A 17930-nucleotide genomic window follows, 5' to 3' on the forward strand; every position below is an offset into this window, starting at 1 on the left:
CCTACAACGTGCTCGTCAGCGGCCACCTGCCGTTGGGTGTCACGATCGTTCCCGCTGAACCCCCGAGTATGCGCTCGGCCTCGTCCAGCCTCCCGATCGCGGCCATGTCGCCGGTCGTCTCCACGAACCGGCACGCCGCCTCCACCTTCGGCCCCATCGACCCGGCCGGGAACTCCAGGGCCCGCAGCTCGTGCGGCGTGGTGTGGGCGATCTCGCTCGCGTGCGGCGTGCCGAAGCCCCGCAGCACCCGCGGCACGTCGGTCAGGCTGAGGAACGCGTCGCACTCCAGCGCCTCGGCCAGCACCGACGCGGTCAGGTCCTTGTCCACGACCGCCTCCACGCCGGCCAGCCGGCCGCGCTCGTCGCGGACGACGGGGATGCCGCCGCCGCCCGCGCAGATCACGATCACGCCCTCGCGGATGAGCTTGTGGATCAGCCGGGTCTCCACGATCCGGCGCGGCGCGGGGGAGGGCACCACCCGCCGCCAGTGCCGGCCGTCCTGCTTGACCGTCCAGCCGCGCTCGGCGGCCAGCTTCTCCGCCTCCTCCCGGTCGTAGACGGGGCCGACGAACTTGGCCGGGTCCTCGAAGGCCGGGTCCACGGCCGTCACCAGCGTCTGCGTGACCACGGCGAGGACCTGCCGGCCCGGCAACGCGTTCTGCAGCGCCTGCTGCATCCAGTAGCCGATCATGCCCTGCGTCTGCGCGCCGAGCGTGTCGAACGGATAGGGCCTGGACAGGTTCGGGTCGGCGGCGCTCTGCAGCGCCAGCAGGCCCACCTGAGGGCCGTTCCCGTGGGTGATGACCAGCTCGTGCTCGCCCGCCAGCCGGGCGAGCGTCTTGACGGCCGTGCGTACGTTGGCGATCTGCACGTCGGCGTCCGGCTGCTGGCCGCGCTTGAGCACCGCGTTGCCGCCCAGCGCGACGATGACCCGCATCTCAGATCCCGTCCCGTTCGAGCGGGCAGCTCATGCAGCGCGGCCCGCCCCGCCCCCGGCCGAGTTCGCTGCCCCTGATCGTGATGACCTCGATGCCGTTGTCGCGCAGGTAGTTGTTCGTGGTGGTGTTGCGCTCGTAGGCGACGACCACGCCGGGTTCCAGCGCCAGCCCGTTGCAGCCGTCGTCCCACTGCTCCCGCGCCGCGGCCCGCACGTCCTGCGTCGCGGTGAGCACCGTGATGTCGGCCATGTCCAAGGCGTGGGCGATGGCTTTGTGCATGTCCTGCGGCGGGTGGTCGGTGAACTTGAGCTCCTTGTGGGTGCCGCCGGGCTCGATGGTGTACGCCGGCAGCATCCCCAGGCCCGCGTACTTGGTGAACACGCCCACGTCCAGCATCGTCATCACCGTGTCGAGATGCATGAACGCCCGCGCCTTCGGCATGTCCAGCGCCACGATCTTGTGTGCCGAGCCGGCACTGAACAACTGCTGCGCGAACATCTCGACCGCCTGCGGCTGGGTGCGCTCACTGATCCCGATGAGCACCGCGCCGCGCCCGATGACGAGCACGTCGCCGCCCTCCATGGTGGCCGGCGCGACCGCGTGGCCGGGCATCCAGCAGTGGAAGCCGCCGTGCTCCGGCCGGTTGAACCCGGCGGCGAACGTCGGGTGATACATGTAGACGGCCTCCATGTTGACCGTCTCCCGCATGCGGGCCTTCTTCCGCATCGCGTTGATCGACACGCCGTCGTACACCCAGCAGGAGGTGTCGCGGGTGAACAGGTGGTTGGGCAGCGGCGGCAGGATGAAGTCGTCGTCCCCCATGGTGTGGAATGTCACAGATTGGGGGTCGCAGCCCAACTCGGCCAGTTCCCCCTTGGTGATGCCGCCGGTCAGGTAGAGCTGGAGCGTCGCCGCGTCCATGGCGTCGAGCGTGTTGCGGACGTCGTCGATTCCCACCGGGCCCAGCCACCGCTCGTCGACGACCGCGTCGAGGATGTGCTTGCGAGCCTCGGGAATGTCGACCGTCTCCCGCAGCAGGACGTCCAGCAGGTGGACCGTGATGCCCCGCTCGCGCAGCACGTGCTGGAACTCCTCGTGCTCCTCCATCGCGCGTTGCACCCACAGCACGTCGTCGAACAGGAACTCGTCCTTGTTCGCCGGGGTCAGCCGCTTGAGCGCCAGATCGGGCTTGTGGAGGAGGACCTGCCGCAGCCGCCCGACCTCCGAGTCCACGTGGAATGTCATCCTTGCGATATCCCCTCCGGAAGGCCTGATGTACCCGGGACATCGCGGGGAGGCGCGGGAGGGCACTCGCGTTGTTGCTGGTAGCCCCTGGTACTGTGTGTCCCGACCAACACCCTTTTAAGACCCGTCCCGTGAGGCGGGAAAGGTGGTGAGCTTCGTCATGTCCGACCCCAGGGCCGTCCTGGAAGCCCCGGATGTCCACCGGGCGCTGACCCGCATCGCGCACGAGATCCTCGAGCGCACCAAGGGCGCAGGCGACGTCGTCCTCCTCGGCATCCCGACCCGCGGCGCCACGCTGGCCCGCCGCCTCGGCGACCGCATCGAGCAGTTCGAAGGCGTCAAGATCCCCGTCGGCTCGATCGACATCACGATGTACCGCGACGACCTGCGGCTCAAGCCGGCCCGTCCGCTCGGCCGCACCGAGCTGCCGGCCGACGGCATCGATGACAAGATCGTCGTCCTCGTCGACGACGTGCTCTACTCCGGCCGCACCGTGCGGGCCGCCCTGGACGCGCTCAACGACCTCGGCCGCCCCACCGCCGTCCAGCTCGCCACCCTGGTCGACCGCGGCCACCGCGAGCTGCCCATCCGCGCCGACTACGTCGGCAAGAACCTCCCCACGGCCAAGAGCGAGAAGGTCAAGGTCTACCTGCAGGAGATCGACGGGCGCGACGCCGTGCTGCTCATGAAGGGGGACGCCAGGTGAACCGGCATCTGATCTCCGCGGGCGACCTCACCAAGGACGACGCGCTGCTCATCCTCGACACCGCCGAGGAGCTGGCGAGGGTGACGGAACGGTCCATCAAGAAGCTGCCGACGCTGCGCGGCCGCACCGTGGTCAACCTGTTCTTCGAGGACTCCACGCGGACCCGCATCTCGTTCGAGGCGGCTGCCAAGAGGCTGTCCGCCGACGTGATCAACTTCTCGGCCAAGGGGTCGAGCGTGTCCAAGGGCGAGTCGCTCAAGGACACCGCGCTCACCCTCGAGGCCATGGGCGCAGACGCGGTCGTGATCCGCCACAGCGCCTCGGGCGCGCCGCACCGCCTGGCCACCTGGGTGCGCGGCAGCGTCGTCAACGCCGGCGACGGCACCCACGAGCACCCCACGCAGGCGCTGCTCGACGCCTTCTCCATGCGCCGCCGCCTGGGCGGGCTCGAAGGGCGCAAGGTCACGATCGTCGGCGACGTCCTGCACAGCCGGGTCGCCCGCTCCAACGTGCTGCTGCTCCACACGCTCGGCGCCGAGGTCACGCTGGTGGCCCCGCCGACGCTGCTGCCCGTGTCGATCGGGACCTGGCCGTGCGAGGTGTCCTACGACCTCGACGCGGTGTTGCCCAAGTCGGACGTGGTGATGATGCTGCGGGTGCAGAAGGAGCGGATGAACGCCGCGTACTTCCCGAGCGAGCGTGAATACTCCCGCCGGTACGGGCTGGACCGGGAGCGGTTCGCCAAGATGCCGGACGACGCGATCGTCATGCACCCCGGGCCGATGAACCGGGGGATGGAGATCGCCGCCGAGGTGGCCGACTCGGCGCGGTCGACGATCGTGGAGCAGGTCGCCAACGGCGTGACCATCCGCATGGCCGTCCTGTACCTGCTGCTCGGGGGAGAGAGCGCGTGACCATTATTCGCAACGTCAGGATTCTGGGCGGGGAGCTCGTCGACATCCGGGTCGCAGATGGGGCGATCACCGCGATCACGCCCGCCGACCCCCAGGCGGACGGAGACGATCTCGCGGTCGACGGCCGGGGCACGATTGCGCTTCCGGGGCTGGTGGACCTGCACACGCACCTGCGCGAGCCGGGGCGTGAGGACGCCGAGACCGTGCAGACCGGCACCCAGTCGGCGGCTCGCGGTGGCTACACCGCCGTGCACGCCATGGCCAACACCTCGCCCGTCGCCGACACCGCCGGCGTCGTCGAGCAGGTGTGGCGGCTCGGGCGCGAGTTCGGGCACTGCGACGTGCATCCCGTCGGGGCCGTCACCGTTGGCCTGCAGGGCAGGAACCTGGCCGAGCTCGGCGCGATGGCCGACTCGGCCGCCCGCGTGCGGGTCTTCTCCGACGACGGCAAGTGCGTGGACGACGCGGTGCTGATGCGCCGCGCCCTGGAGTACGTCAAGGCGTTCGACGGCGTCGTCGCCCAGCACGCTCAGGAGCCCAGGCTGACCGAAGGCGCCCAGATGAACGAGGGCGTCATCTCCGGCAGGCTCGGCCTGACCGGGTGGCCCGCGGTCGCCGAGGAGGCGATCATCGCCCGCGACTGCCTGCTGGCCGCCCACGTCGGCTCCCGGCTGCACGTCTGCCACCTGTCCACCGCAGGCTCGGTCGAGATCATCCGCTGGGCCAAGTCCAAGGGCTGGAACGTCACCGCCGAGGTCACTCCGCACCACCTGCTGCTCACCGACGACCTGGTCGAGGAGTCGCCGGTCGGCGCGTACAACCCGATCTACAAGGTCAACCCGCCGCTGCGCACCCGCGCCGACGTCGAGGCGCTGCGCGCCGCGCTGGCCGACGGCACGATCGACATCGTCGCCACCGACCACGCGCCCCACCCGGTCGAGGACAAGGAGACCGAGTGGTCGGCCGCGGCCATGGGCATGGTCGGCCTGGAGACCGCGCTGAGCGTGGTCCAGGAGGCCATGGTCGAGACCGGGCTGCTGGACTGGGCGGGCGTCGCCCAGCGCATGTCCGTCACGCCCGCGCGTATCGGCCGCCTGGCCGGGCAGGGACAGCCGCTGGAGGTCGGGGCTCCGGCCAACATCACGCTCTACGACCCGGCCGTGCGCACCGAGGTGGATCCGTCCGCCTTCGCGTCGAAGAGCAGGAACACCCCGTACGAGGGGATGACGTTGCCTGGCAGGGTGGTGGCCACGTTCCTGCGCGGCAGGCCGACCGTACTCGAAGGGAAGCTGGTTTGAACACAGCGGTGCTCGTCCTGGAAGACGGCCGCGTCTTCCACGGATCTCCATACGGCGCCGAAGGCGAGACGTTCGGCGAGATGGTCTTCAACACCGGCATGACCGGCTACCAGGAGACCCTCACGGACCCCTCCTACCACCGGCAGATCGTCGCCATGACGGCGCCGCACATCGGCAACACGGGCGTCAACGACGAGGACCCCGAGTCCCGGCGGGTCTGGGTGGCCGGCTACGTCGTGCGCGAGCCGTCCAGGATCGTCTCCAACTGGCGGGCCAACCGCTCGCTGGACGACTACCTCAAGGAGCAGGGCGTCGTCGGGATCGCCATCTCGGGCACCCGCGCGCTCACCCGTCACCTGCGCGAGCGCGGCGCCATGCGCGCCGGCATCTTCACCGCGCCCGCGGCGCCGGTCCAGGAGCTGGTCGAGCGGGTGCGGCAGTCGCCGCGCATGGAGGGCGCCGCCCTGGCGCCCGAGGTGGCCACGACCGAGCCGTACGTCGTCCCGGCGATCGGTGCGAAGAAGTTCACCGTCGCCGCCGTGGACCTCGGCATCAAGGGCATGACGCCGCACCGGATGGCCGAGCGCGGCTGCGAGGTGCACGTGCTGCTGGCGGACGCCACGTTCGAGCAGATCATGGCGGTCCAGCCGGACGGGGTGTTCCTGTCCAACGGGCCAGGGGACCCGTCCACCGTGGACGTCTCCGTCCTGCAGAAGGTCCTGGAGGCCCGGGTGCCGTTCTTCGGCATCTGCTTCGGCAACCAGATCTTCGGCAGGGCCCTGGGACTGTCGACGTACAAGCTGCGTTACGGGCACCGCGGCGTCAACCAGCCGGTGCAGGACGTTCGGACCGGGAAGGTGGAGATCTCGGCGCACAACCACGGGTTCGCGGTGGACGCGCCGCTCGACGGACCGTTCGACACCCCGTACGGGCAGGCTGAGGTCAGCCACGTCAACCTCAACGACCGCTGCGTGGAGGGGCTGCGCCTGCTGGACGGGCGGGCCTTCAGCGTCCAATACCACCCCGAGGCCGCGGCCGGGCCGCACGACGCCGCCTACCTTTTCGACGAGTTCTGCTCGGTGATGGCGTCCGTGCAGCACGACGCCGCACAGCGTCCGATTTCGACGAGTTCTGCGAGGTCATGAGCCGTGCCCAAGCGTGAAGACATCAGGTCTGTCCTGGTGATCGGGTCGGGCCCGATCGTGATCGGCCAGGCGTGCGAGTTCGACTACTCGGGCACCCAGGCGTGCCGGGTGCTGCGAGCCGAGGGCTTCCGCGTCATCCTGGTCAACAGCAACCCGGCGACGATCATGACGGACCCCGAGTTCGCCGACGCGACCTACGTCGAGCCGATCACCCCCGAGTTCGTCGAGAAGATCATCGCCAAGGAGCGGCCCGACGCGCTGCTGCCGACCCTGGGCGGCCAGACCGCGCTCAACACGGCGGTCGCGCTGCACGAGTCGGGCGTGCTGGAGAAGTACGAGGTCGAGCTGATCGGCGCGGACTTCGACGCGATCCAGGCGGGCGAGAACCGCGAGCGGTTCAAGGAGATCGTCGCCAAGGTGGCCCGCGAGCACGGGCTCAACGCCGAGTCGGCCAGGTCGGTCATCTGCCACACGATGGACGAGGTCCTGGCCGCCGCGGACGAGCTGGGCTACCCGCTCGTCGTCAGGCCGTCGTTCACGATGGGCGGCGTCGGCTCCGGCTTCGCCTACGACGAGACGGAGCTGCGGCGCATCGCCGGGTCCGGGCTCGACGCCTCGCCGACCACGGAAGTGCTCCTGGAGGAGTCGATCCTCGGGTGGAAGGAGTACGAGCTCGAGGTCATGCGCGACAAGCACGACAACGTGGTCATCGTGTGCTCCATCGAGAACATCGACCCGATGGGCGTGCACACCGGTGACAGCGTCACCGTCGCGCCCGCGCTGACCCTGACCGACCGCGAATACCAGAACATGCGAGACGTCGCCATCGCGGTCATCCGCGAGGTCGGCGTGGACACCGGCGGCTGCAACATCCAGTTCGCGGTGGACCCGCGCACCGGGCGCATGATCGTCATCGAGATGAACCCGCGTGTGTCCCGGTCGAGCGCCCTGGCCTCGAAGGCCACCGGGTTCCCGATCGCGAAGATCGCGGCCAAGCTGGCCATCGGCTACACGCTCGACGAGATCCCCAACGACATCACCAAGGAGACCCCGGCCTCCTTCGAGCCGACGCTCGACTACATCGTGGTCAAGGTGCCGCGGTTCGCGTTCGAGAAGTTCCGCGGGGCCGACGAGACGCTCACGACGCACATGAAGTCGGTGGGCGAGGCGATGGCCATCGGCCGGTCCTTCCCCGAGGCGCTGCAGAAGGCGCTGCGGTCGCTGGAGAAGAAGGACTCGTCCTTCACCTGGGCGGGCTCGCCCGGGGAGAAGTCCCAGCTGCTGGAGGCGTGCCGCACCCCGCACGACGGGCGGCTGCGCACCATGCAGCAGGCCATCCGCGCCGGCGCCACGCCCGAGGAACTGTTCACGGCGACGAATGTCGACCCGTGGTTCATCGACCAGCTCTTCCTGCTCGACGAGGAGGCGCGGGAGATCGCCGGGGCGGCCGAGCTGACCGCCGAGGTGCTCCTGCGGGCCAAGCACCACGGCTTCAGCGACGCGCAGATCGGCGAGATCCGCGGCATCGACGAGGCCCGGGTCCGCGACCTGCGGCACGCGCTCGGCCTCCGCCCGGTCTACAACACCGTGGACACGTGCGCGGCCGAGTTCGCCGCGAAGACCCCCTACCTCTACTCGACCTACGACGAGGAGAGCGAGGTCCCCTCCGGGGAGCGGCAGAAGGTCATCATCCTCGGCTCCGGGCCCAACCGCATCGGGCAGGGCATCGAGTTCGACTACGCGTGCGTGCACGCCTCGTTCGAGCTGTCCAGGGCCGGGTTCGAGACCGTCATGGTCAACTGCAACCCGGAGACCGTCTCCACCGACTACGACACCTCCGACCGGCTCTACTTCGAGCCGCTCACGCTGGAGGACGTCCTTGAGGTGGTGCACGCCGAGCAGCAGACCGGGCCGGTCGCGGGCGTGATCGTGCAGCTCGGCGGCCAGACGCCGCTCGGCCTGGCGCAGGCGCTCAAGGACGCCGGCGTGCCCGTCGTGGGCACTTCGCCGGAGTCGATCCACCTGGCCGAGGAACGCGGCGCGTTCGGGCGGGTGCTGGCCGAGGCGGGCCTGCCCGCGCCCAAGCACGGCACCGCGCTGACCGTGGCCGAGGCGCTGGAGATCGCCGACGAGATCGGCTACCCCGTGCTCGTGCGCCCCTCGTACGTGCTCGGCGGGGCCGGCATGGCCATCGTGTACGACGACGAGACGCTCACCACCTACATGGCGGCCCAGGAGGGCGGCCACCCGGTGCTGGTCGACAAGTTCCTCGACGAGGCCATCGAGATCGACGTCGACGCCCTCTACGACGGCTCCGAGCTGTATCTCGGCGGCGTGATGGAGCACATCGAGGAGGCCGGGATCCACTCCGGCGACTCGGCGTGCGCGTTGCCGCCCATCACGCTCGGCGGCCACGACATCAAGCGCATCCGCGCCGCCACCGAGGCCATCGCCCGCGGGGTGGGCGTGCGCGGGCTGCTCAACGTCCAGTACGCCATGTCCGCCGGCGTCCTCTACGTCCTGGAGGCCAACCCGCGTGCCTCCCGTACCGTGCCGTTCGTGTCCAAGGCCACGGCGGTGCCGCTGGCCAAGGCGGCGGCGCGGGTGATGCTCGGCACCACCATCGCCGAGCTGCGGGAGGAAGGCATGCTGCCGGCCACCGGGGACGGCGGCACGCTGCCCATGGACGCGTCCATCGCGGTCAAGGAGGCGGTGCTGCCGTTCAACCGGTTCCGCGGCGTGGACATCGTCCTGGGGCCGGAGATGCGCTCCACGGGCGAGGTCATGGGCATCGACGAGTTCTTCGGGATCGCCTACGCCAAGTCGCAGGCCGGCGCCTACGGCGAACTTCCCACGAAGGGACGCGCGTTCGTATCCGTGGCCAACAGGGATAAGCGTGCGATGATCTTCCCGGTGAAGGCGCTCGCGGATCTGGGCTTCGAGATCCTCGCCACCGAGGGCACGGCCGAGGTGCTGCGCCGCAACGGCGTCCATGCCAAGATCGTGCGAAAGCAGAGCGAGGGACCGGGGCCAGGAGGTGAGCCTACGAGCGTGCAAGCCATTCTCGACGGCGAGGTCGACCTGATCATCAACACGCCCTTCGGCAGCCCGGGGCAGTCGGGGCCGCGGCTCGACGGCTACGAGATCCGCACGGCCGCCGTGCTGCGCGGCGTCCCGTGCATCACCACGGTGGCGGGACTCGCCGCGGCGGCGGCTGGCATCCAGGCCATCGTGCGCGGTGACGTCGGCGTACGGTCTCTCCAGGAGCACGCGCAGGCTCTCCGGGGCTGACACCCGCACGGGAGGTGAAGACGACTGGCCGGCACTCCAGTGCAGGTGACGGGCACGGTGCTGACAACGCGCCGGGTCGACGCCTACCATGCGCTGACGGTGGTGGCGCCCGGCATCGCCGAGCGCTTCCGCCCCGGTCACTTCGTCTCCGTGGCCGTCGGCGGGGCCCACACGTCGATGGTGACGCGCCGCGCGTTCTCCATCCATGACGTCAAGTCCGACTACGGCGGCACGGTCGAGCTCGTCTTCACCGCCGGCGGGCGCGGCACGGACTGGCTGGCCGAACGGCGCGCCCGCGACACGCTCGACCTGGTGGGGCCGCTCGGCCGCCCTTTTCCGCTGCCGCGCGACCCCGTGCACTGCGTGCTGGTGGGCGCCGAGTACGGCTCCGCCGTGCTGTTCCCGCTCGCCGACGCGCTGCTGGCGCGGGGCTGCCGGGTGGACTTCGTGCTGGGCGGGGCCGGGGCGGAGCGGGTCTTCGGTGCCATGCGAGCCCGCAGGATCGCCGAGACCACCACGCTGACCACTGAGGACGGCTCGCTCGGGCTGCGGGGCAAGGTCACCGACGCGCTGCCCTCGGTGATCGCCGACACGCGGGCCGACGCCGTCTATGCTTGCGCGCCCATGGAGACCCTGCGGGCCGTGACGGCGGTGGGGATGGAGTTCGACATCCCGGTGCAGGTGGCGGTCGAGGAGCAGATGGCCTGTGGCATCGGGGTGTGCATGACGTGCGTGATACCGGTCATCGGGGACGACGGGGCCACCAGGATGGTCCGGGCCTGCGCTGAGGGGCCGGTGTTCCGGGGGGAGCGGGTGCGTTTCGAGGACGTGGGAACGATCCCGTTCGACGCGCTCGGCGCCCCCGGAGGCGGTGCACGACATGTCAGTTGATATGCGGACATTTCTGGCGCATGTGGAGCTGGCGAACCCGATCACCACGGCTGCCGGGTGCGCCTCCTCCGGGCGGGAGCTGGCCCAGTTCTTCGACCTGCACCGGCTCGGGGCGCTCACCACCCGCTCGATCACCATGGCGCCGCGCGCCGGGCGGCCCACGCCCCGCATGGCCGAGACGCCCTCGGGCATGCTCAACGCCGTGGGGCTGCAGGGGCCGGGCATCGACGCGTTCCTGGAACGCGAGCTGCCCTGGCTGGCCCAGCGCGGGATCAAGACCATCGTCTCCATCGGCGGCGGCACCGTCGCCGAATACTCCGAGCTGGCCCGCAGACTCGCCGACGCGCCCGGGGTGACCGCGCTGGAGGTCAACCTCTCCTGCCCGAACATGGAGGACCGCGGGCGGGTCTTCGCCCGCGAGGGCAGCTCGGCGGCCGAGGTGATCGCCTCCGTGCGCTCCATCATGCGCTACGACGTGCCGGTCGTGGCCAAGCTCGCGCCCGACGTGGCGGACATCGTCGCGGTCGCGCGGGCCTGCGTGGACGCCGGCGCGGACGCGCTCTCCATGATCAACAACCCGCTGGGCATGGCCATCGACACCGAGACGCTGCGGCCCTCGCTCGCCGCCGTCACCGGCGGGCTGTCAGGGCCCGCCGTCCTGCCGCTGGCCGTGCGGTGTGTGTGGCAGGTCCACGCCGCGCTGCCTGGAGTGCCGCTGATCGGGATCGGCGGGGTGATGAGCGGCAGGGACGCCTTCCAGCTCGTGCTGGCGGGCGCTTGTGTGGTCGGTGTTGGCACCGCGTTGTTCCACGACCCGTACGCGTGCCTGCGCATCGAACGCGAGCTTGAGGACCTGCTGAGGGCTCGCGGGCTCCAGCGGCTCGCCGACGCCGTGGGGCTGGCCCACCGGCCGCCGGGGAGCGCCCCCCGGCACCTGCTCGTCGACACCGAGGAGAGCACGCCTTGACGCACCGACGAGCGCCCCTCGCACCTTCTCGACCCTGGACGCGTCTCGCCGCCCCATATCGACCAGCACCGGTCCAACACCGGGGTGGACGGCTTGATGCCTCCCAGGCCGAGGGCGGCCTCCTGAGTGCTCCTCACGTCCGGGGAGGGCATGTTGTGGCTCCAGGAGGGCACCTCATGTCTTCGCGATGCCGGGGAGGGCGCCTCGTGGCTCCCCCGGTTCGGGGAGAGCACCGATTGACTCCTTGGCTTCGAGGTCGCACGCCTTGACTCAGAAACCGAGGAGAGCACGTCTTGACTTCAGAAACCGAGGAGAGCACGCCTTGACTCCCGCACCGATCGCCGTCGCCCTCGATGCTCCCGACCTGGAGACCGCCGCCCATTGGGCGGCCCTGGTGACACCCCACGTCAGCACGGTCAAGGTGGGCCTGGAGCTCTACCTCCGCTACGGTCCCGACGTGATCGCCTCCGTGCGGGGCGCCAGCGGCGTGCAGGTGTTCCTCGACCTCAAGCTGCACGACATCCCGAACACCGTCGCCGGCGCCGCCCGCGCCGTCGCCCGGCTGCGGCCTGCGATCCTCACGGTCCACGCGGCCGGCGGACCCGCCATGATCCGGGCCGCCGTGGAATCCGCGCCCCACACCAAGATCGCCGCGGTGACGATCCTGACCTCGCTCACTGAGTCCGACCTGGGCCGCATCGGGCTTGCCGGTCCCGCCGACGAGGCGGTGCGCCGCCTGGCCACCCTGTCGGTGGAGGCGGGCGCCACGGCGCTGGTGTGCTCGCCCAACGAGGTGTCGGCGGTGCGAGCCGAGGTGGGGGGCGGCATCACGCTCATCACGCCCGGCGTGCGGCCCGCCGGGGCGGCCACGCAGGACCAGATGCGGGTGGCCACGCCTGAGCAGGCATTGGCGGACGGCGCCGACCTGCTCGTCATCGGCCGCCCCATCACGGGCTCCCCGGACCCGGGCGCCGCAGCCGCCGCCATCGCCGCGTCCCTCCGCCGCGCCTCCTAGCCCGACCTGCTCGTCATCGGCCGCCCCATCGGGCTCCCCGGACTCGTGCGCCGCAGCCGCCGCCGCCATCGCCGCCTCCCTCCGCCCTTCCTGACCCGACACCGACCGCCCTTCCTGACCCGACACCGACCGCCCTTCCTGACCCGACACCGACCGCCCTTCCTGACCCGACACCGACTTCGCCTACATCAGCCGTCGGTTCGGCCGCCCGCGCCTCCGGGCCCGCTTAGTGGTTCTGCGCCGGGGGGCGTGGGCCGTGCGCGCCCGAGCCGTGCGGCGTTTCCTTGCCCCGGTAAGCGGTGTTCCGCGCCTTGGAGGCGCGGTCGTTGCGTGCTGGGGTCTGTCGCCAGGTGCCGGCCGTACCCAACAGAAGATCCTTTACGGCAAGCCACGTTGCCCGCACGCGCCGTACCCCGTTGCCGTCTGTCATGGCCGATCGTGAAGGCTCACGGGTTGCTCGCCGTGACGAACGCGTGCTTGACCGACGCCGTGGTGAGCGGGCGGCCCGTCGCGAGGGTTTGCGCGGGGTTGCTTGCAAGATCATAGCGGGTCTCGCGGACAAGATCCAAATGTTGTTGGCGCGGTTCTTGATCAGGATTTCGGGCCTGGTCCGGGGCTGGTTTCGGACATTGGGTGATGACTGGAATGTGATCATCGTTGCGTTTCGCGACATCGTCGCGCGCCGACGCGTGAACCCTGAAGTGAGGGCGATTTGATCAGCACTGTGTTATTTTGCAATCACGCAAAGTGATGAAGTGGATTTTGTGGGGAGAGAAACCGCGCTTGACGTTGCTAAGAGGGCGATGACCAGCTAGTTTCCCTTCCCGTCCGAGTACATCGACAGAAATTCGAGGTGACCCGGCGTGGCTCTTCCTCCCCTGACCCCTGAGCAGCGCGCCGCAGCCCTGGAGAAGGCTGCCAAGGCCCGTAAAGAGCGTGCCGAGGTCAAGAACCGGCTCAAGCATGGCGCGGTTTCTCTGGCTGAGGTGCTCAAGGATGGGCAGACCGACGACGTCATCGGCAAGATGAAGGTGTCGGCTTTGTTGGAATCGCTCCCCGGCGTGGGCAAGGTCCGCGCCAAACAGCTCATGGAGCGGCTTGCCATCGCCGAGTCCCGCCGCGTGCGGGGGCTCGGTGCGAACCAGAGGGCCTCCCTCGAGCGCGAGTTCGGTGGCAACGAGAGCTAATCTCTGTTCCACACGAAAGCGCAGGTTCAACGGGGGGTAGGAAAGTGACCGAGAGGTCCTGGTCCGGCGATGTCAGTGCCCACGAGGCGCTCGGATCGGGGGCGGAGGTCGGATTCCTGCCCATGAGCGAACGGCGGCTGACGGTCCTTTCAGGGCCGTCGGGCGTCGGCAAGTCCACGGTCGTCGCCGAGTTCCGGCGGGCACACCCTGAGGTGTGGCTGTCGGTCTCGGTGACCACCAGGAGGCCCCGGCCCGGCGAGGTCAACGGGGTCCACTACTTCTTCGTCGACGGCGAGGAGTTCGACCGGCTGGTGGAGGCCGGCGCGCTGCTCGAGTGGGCGGAGTTCGCGGGCAACCGCTATGGCACACCGCGCGAGCCCGTGCTGAAGAAGCTCGCCGAGGGCGTGCCCACCCTGCTCGAGATCGACCTCGAGGGCGCCAGGCAGGTACGCAGGACCATGCCGGAGGCGCTGCTGATCTTCCTGGCCCCGCCCTCCTGGGAGGAGCTGGAGAAGCGGCTGCGCGGGCGCGGCACCGAGCCCGAGGACGTCATCGCACGCCGCCTGGAGGCCGGGCGGATCGAGATGGCGGCCGAGTCGGAGTTCGACCTGACGCTGGTCAACACGAGCGTCCAAGATGTGTGCCACCGGCTGATAGCCTTGATGACTGACCCTCAGGGGGTCACGACAACCACCAACCGAGAGGTCTGACCATCGTGCCAGGCACCACCGCGGCGCCGGAGGGCATCACCAACCCGCCGATCGACGCCCTGCTCGACATCGTCGACAGCAAATACTCCCTGGTGATCATGGGCGCCAAGCGCGCTCGCCAGATCAACGCCTACTACTCCCAGCTCGGCGAGGGTCTGCTGGAATACGTCGGCCCGCTGGTCGAGACGCACGCCCAGGAGAAGCCGTTGTCCATCGCGCTGCGCGAGGTCTCCGAGGGCCTGCTCAACGCCGAGCCCATCGAAGGCGCGGTCTGACCCCTTCGATGAAGGTCGTCCTCGGCGTCAGCGGCGGCATCGCCGCGTACAAGGCGTGTGAGCTGCTGCGCCTGTTCACCGAGTCCGGGCACGAGGTGCGGGTCGTCCCGACCCGCGAAGCCCTCAAGTTCGTGGGCGCGCCCACCTGGGCCGCCCTGTCGGGCAACCCCGTGTCGGCCGAGGTGTGGGACGACGTTCACGAGGTGCCCCACGTGCGGATCGGCAAGCAGGCCGACCTCGTCGTGGTGGCGCCGGCGACCGCCGACGTGCTGGCCAGGGCCGCGCACGGGCTGGCCGGCGACCTGCTCACCAACACGCTGCTGACCGCGACGTGCCCGGTCGTGTTCGCGCCCGCGATGCACACCGAGATGTGGCAGCATCCCGCCACCCGCGCCAACGTCTCGACCCTGCGCGAGCGCGGCGCCGTCGTGATCGACCCGGCCGTCGGGCGGCTCACCGGTGCCGACACGGGGCCCGGCCGCCTGCCCGACCCCGCCGAGATCTTCCAGGTCTGCCTCCGCGTGCTGCGGGGCCGGCCGCGCGACCTGACCGGGCGCAAGATCGTGGTGTCCGCCGGCGGCACCCGCGAAGCGATCGATCCGGTCCGCTACATCGGCAACCGGTCCTCGGGCCTGCAGGGTTACGCGCTGGCCCGCACGGCGGTCGCGCGGGGCGCCGAGGTGACCCTCGTGGCCGCGAACGTCGCGCTGCCCGATCCGGCCGGGGCCACCGTGGTGCGGGTGGAGTCGGCGGCCCAGATGCGTGAGGCGGTGCTGTCCGCCTCGGACGACGCCGACGTGGTGGTGATGGCCGCGGCCGTGGCCGACTTCCGGCCGGCGGCGCGGCACGAGGCGAAGATCAAGAAGACGGATGCGGAGCCGGAGCCCATCCATCTGGCCAAGAACCCCGACATCCTGGCCGAGCTGGGCGAGCGCCGCCGCCAGGCGCGGGACGCCGCCCTCCGGGCGGGGACGGCGGACGGAGCGGCCCTTGTGGGCGGCGACCTGCTCCCGCACGCGGACGGCAGCGTTCGTGCCGAGGTGGGATCGGGCGCCGGTGCGACATCGGGCGGCCAGGAGCAGGGGCAAACTGGGCGAACGGCCGTGGGGGCCGGTGGCGCCGAGCTCGGGCTGGACGCTGAGGGCTCACAACCCGGACGCGGGGCGTACCCGCTGGTGATCGTCGGGTTTGCGGCCGAGACACACGACGTGCTCGCCAATGGACGGGCCAAGCTCGCACGCAAGGGCTGTGATCTGCTGGTCGTCAACCGCGTCGGGGAGGGGCTGGCCTTCGGCACCCCCGACAACGCGGCCACCGTGCTCGTCGCGGGCGGAGAGCCGGTCGAGGTGCCGCTCGGGCCCAAGGAAGACGTCGCCGACGCCGTCTGGGATCTGGTCGCCGCACGCCTCGGCTGAGCGCGGACGGCGCATGACGCATAAGGCGTAGATCGTACAAATAGTGCAAGACCGATTACCCGATCAGATGTTGCAACACCCCCGGACGCCTACGGATACTTGGGTCGAAGGGGGACAGAATGCCGGTGGGTTCCGCTGTCAGGGATCGTTGTAGGACATTGCTCGGGGACCAAGGGGAGATCCAATACGTCTTCCCGGCATTAGCCTCAAGTCCGGCGGGAACGGGGCATTTCCTGATTGTGGTCACGGACGCGTCCATAGCGGTGCTGGCCACCAGAACGCTCAGGAGCGACCGGCCGGTGTCGGTGTTCGCGGAGTTCCCGCGGCACACCAGGCTGGGTCCTATCCTGCCTGGACCGATCATCGAGCTGGGCTCGGTGGCGTTCGAGTTCGACGAGGAGTACGCGGCGGTGGTCTCGGCCGCCGACGCGGAGATCTTCGCTCCGGAGACCCTGCCTCCCGATCCCCTCCCCGACCTGTGATCGGTGACGGGGTAGTGTCGGTTTCACCACCCGGCACCGGGTAGGGCTAGACTTCGGCGAGGCCCTGGCATGTGTTTGTGTTCCGGGCCTTTAAATTCGTCAGCAGCCGCTGCATGAGGAGCCACTGAGTTGTCACGTCGCCTGTTCACCTCCGAGTCGGTCACTGAGGGCCACCCGGACAAGATCGCCGACCAGATCAGTGACGCGATTCTCGACGCCATGCTCAAGGATGACCCCAAGAGCCGGGTCGCCGTCGAGACGATGATCACTACCGGCCAGGTTCACGTCGCAGGCGAGGTCACGACCGAGACCTACGTCGACATCCCCGGCGTCATCCGGGAGAAGATCCTGGAGATCGGCTACGACGCCTCTTACAAGGGCTTCGACGGCGCCTCGTGCGGCGTGTCGGTGTCCATCGGCGCCCAGTCGCCGGACATCGCCCAGGGCGTCGACGACGCCTACGAGCACCGCGTGGACGGCGACGTCGACGAGCTCGACCGGCAGGGCGCGGGCGACCAGGGTCTGATGTTCGGCTACGCCTGCCGCGAGACCCCCGAGCTGATGCCGCTGCCGATCACGCTGGCCCACCGGCTGGCGCAGCGGCTGTCGCAGGTGCGTAAGTCCGGCACGGTGCCTTATCTGCGTCCGGACGGCAAGACGCAGGTCACGATCGAATATGACGGTGACCGGCCGGTGCGGCTGGACACCGTGGTCGTCTCGACGCAGCACGCGGCCGAGATCGACCTGAAGGAGATGCTGACGCCGGACATCAAGGAGCACGTGGTCGATCCGGTGCTCGCGGACCTCGACCTCGATACCGAGGGCTATCGGTTGCTGGTCAACCCGACCGGCCGCTTCGAGATCGGCGGGCCGATGGGTGACGCGGGGCTGACCGGCCGCAAGATCATCATTGACACCTATGGCGGCATGGCCCGGCATGGTGGCGGTGCCTTCTCCGGCAAGGACCCGTCCAAGGTGGACCGTTCGGCGGCGTACGCGATGCGCTGGGTCGCCAAGAACGTCGTGGCCGCCGGACTGGCCGACCGCTGCGAGGTGCAGGTGGCTTACGCGATCGGCAAGGCTCAGCCGGTCGGCCTGTTCGTGGAGTGCTTCGGCACCGAGAAGCTGCCGGTTGAGAAGATCCAGGTCGCCGTGCTGCAGGTGTTCGACCTGCGTCCGGCCGCGATCATCCGGGATCTGGACCTGCTGCGGCCGATCTACTCCGAGACCGCCGCCTACGGGCACTTCGGCCGTGAGGGCTTCTCCTGGGAGTCCACCGACCGCGCCGAGGCCTTGAGGACCGCCGCCGGCCTCTGACAACCCCCTTTTTCCGCCGCCCAGAGGCGTCTCCTTCGCATGATGGGACGCCTCTCGGCTTTGCCGGTCTGACCGGGGTCAGGCGGCGCGAGCGACCCCGGGCGTCAGGTGGGGTGGGGTTCGGGTCGGTGGAC

General features: G+C 70.0%; 17 protein-coding genes. 15 read left to right on the forward strand and 2 right to left on the reverse strand.

The features are described from left to right. Position 1: 1 nt before the first annotated feature. Positions 2-937, reverse strand: coding sequence for a carbamate kinase (gene arcC / locus ACTWPT_RS03160; protein ID WP_443175690.1), 936 nt, complete (start codon positions 935-937; stop codon positions 2-4). Position 938: 1 nt separating this feature from the next. Further along, the gene (locus ACTWPT_RS03165; RefSeq protein ID WP_443175691.1) at positions 939-2183 is read right to left on the reverse strand and encodes an arginine deiminase; all 1245 of its coding nucleotides are present in this window, start codon (positions 2181-2183) and stop codon (positions 939-941) included. 160 nt (positions 2184-2343) lie between these two features. Between ACTWPT_RS03165 and pyrR the strand changes: the two genes are divergently transcribed. The 15 genes from pyrR (at position 2344) to metK (ending at position 17796) form a co-directional block, all read left to right on the forward strand. Further along, a complete protein-coding gene (gene pyrR, locus ACTWPT_RS03170) occupies positions 2344-2889 on the forward strand; it encodes a bifunctional pyr operon transcriptional regulator/uracil phosphoribosyltransferase PyrR (protein WP_443175931.1) in 546 nt (181 codons plus the stop codon). After that, positions 2886-3803, forward strand: a complete 918-nt coding sequence (locus ACTWPT_RS03175) for an aspartate carbamoyltransferase catalytic subunit (protein WP_443175692.1) — start codon at positions 2886-2888, stop codon at positions 3801-3803. The genes pyrR and ACTWPT_RS03175 overlap by 4 nt, the downstream gene beginning before the upstream one ends. Then, positions 3800-5101: a dihydroorotase gene (locus ACTWPT_RS03180; protein WP_443175693.1), complete on the forward strand. Its 1302-nt coding sequence runs from the start codon at positions 3800-3802 to the stop codon at positions 5099-5101. The genes ACTWPT_RS03175 and ACTWPT_RS03180 overlap by 4 nt, the downstream gene beginning before the upstream one ends. Next, positions 5098-6246, forward strand: coding sequence for a glutamine-hydrolyzing carbamoyl-phosphate synthase small subunit (gene carA / locus ACTWPT_RS03185; protein WP_443175694.1), 1149 nt, complete (start codon positions 5098-5100; stop codon positions 6244-6246). Before ACTWPT_RS03180 ends, carA begins: the two co-directional genes overlap by 4 nt. A 3-nt stretch (positions 6247-6249) precedes the next feature. Next, positions 6250-9537, forward strand: coding sequence for a carbamoyl-phosphate synthase large subunit (gene carB / locus ACTWPT_RS03190; protein WP_443175695.1), 3288 nt, complete (start codon positions 6250-6252; stop codon positions 9535-9537). A 24-nt stretch (positions 9538-9561) separates the two neighbouring features. Beyond that, on the forward strand, positions 9562-10428 hold the full coding sequence (locus ACTWPT_RS03195; protein WP_443175932.1) for a dihydroorotate dehydrogenase electron transfer subunit: 867 nt from the start codon (positions 9562-9564) through the stop codon (positions 10426-10428). Further along, positions 10418-11395 (forward strand): dihydroorotate dehydrogenase, encoded by a 978-nt coding sequence (locus ACTWPT_RS03200; RefSeq protein WP_443175696.1) that lies wholly within the window; start codon positions 10418-10420, stop codon positions 11393-11395. The genes ACTWPT_RS03195 and ACTWPT_RS03200 overlap by 11 nt, the downstream gene beginning before the upstream one ends. A gap of 322 nt (positions 11396-11717) precedes the next feature. Then, positions 11718-12410, forward strand: a complete 693-nt coding sequence (gene pyrF / locus ACTWPT_RS03205; RefSeq protein WP_443175697.1) for an orotidine-5'-phosphate decarboxylase — start codon at positions 11718-11720, stop codon at positions 12408-12410. 428 nt (positions 12411-12838) lie between these two features. Then, entirely contained in the window at positions 12839-13126 is a 288-nt protein-coding gene (locus tag ACTWPT_RS03210; protein WP_443175698.1) for a hypothetical protein, read from the forward strand. Positions 13127-13273: 147 nt separating this feature from the next. After that, on the forward strand, positions 13274-13597 hold the full coding sequence (mihF, locus tag ACTWPT_RS03215; RefSeq protein ID WP_020541698.1) for an integration host factor, actinobacterial type: 324 nt from the start codon (positions 13274-13276) through the stop codon (positions 13595-13597). A gap of 122 nt (positions 13598-13719) precedes the next feature. Beyond that, positions 13720-14307, forward strand: coding sequence for a guanylate kinase (gmk, locus tag ACTWPT_RS03220; RefSeq protein ID WP_443175933.1), 588 nt, complete (start codon positions 13720-13722; stop codon positions 14305-14307). Positions 14308-14312: 5 nt separating this feature from the next. After that, entirely contained in the window at positions 14313-14582 is a 270-nt protein-coding gene (gene rpoZ, locus ACTWPT_RS03225; protein ID WP_443175699.1) for a DNA-directed RNA polymerase subunit omega, read from the forward strand. Between the two features lie 8 nt (positions 14583-14590). After that, positions 14591-15997, forward strand: a complete 1407-nt coding sequence (coaBC, locus tag ACTWPT_RS03230) for a bifunctional phosphopantothenoylcysteine decarboxylase/phosphopantothenate--cysteine ligase CoaBC (protein WP_443175700.1) — start codon at positions 14591-14593, stop codon at positions 15995-15997. A gap of 239 nt (positions 15998-16236) precedes the next feature. Next, entirely contained in the window at positions 16237-16479 is a 243-nt protein-coding gene (locus tag ACTWPT_RS03235) for a hypothetical protein (protein WP_443175701.1), read from the forward strand. Positions 16480-16608: 129 nt separating this feature from the next. Then, positions 16609-17796, forward strand: coding sequence for a methionine adenosyltransferase (gene metK / locus ACTWPT_RS03240; RefSeq protein ID WP_443175702.1), 1188 nt, complete (start codon positions 16609-16611; stop codon positions 17794-17796). The last annotated feature ends 134 nt before the right edge of the window (positions 17797-17930 follow it).

The sequence above is a fragment of the Nonomuraea sp. 3N208 genome (assembly GCF_052245935.1).
In the GTDB taxonomy this organism is placed as follows: domain Bacteria; phylum Actinomycetota; class Actinomycetes; order Streptosporangiales; family Streptosporangiaceae; genus Nonomuraea.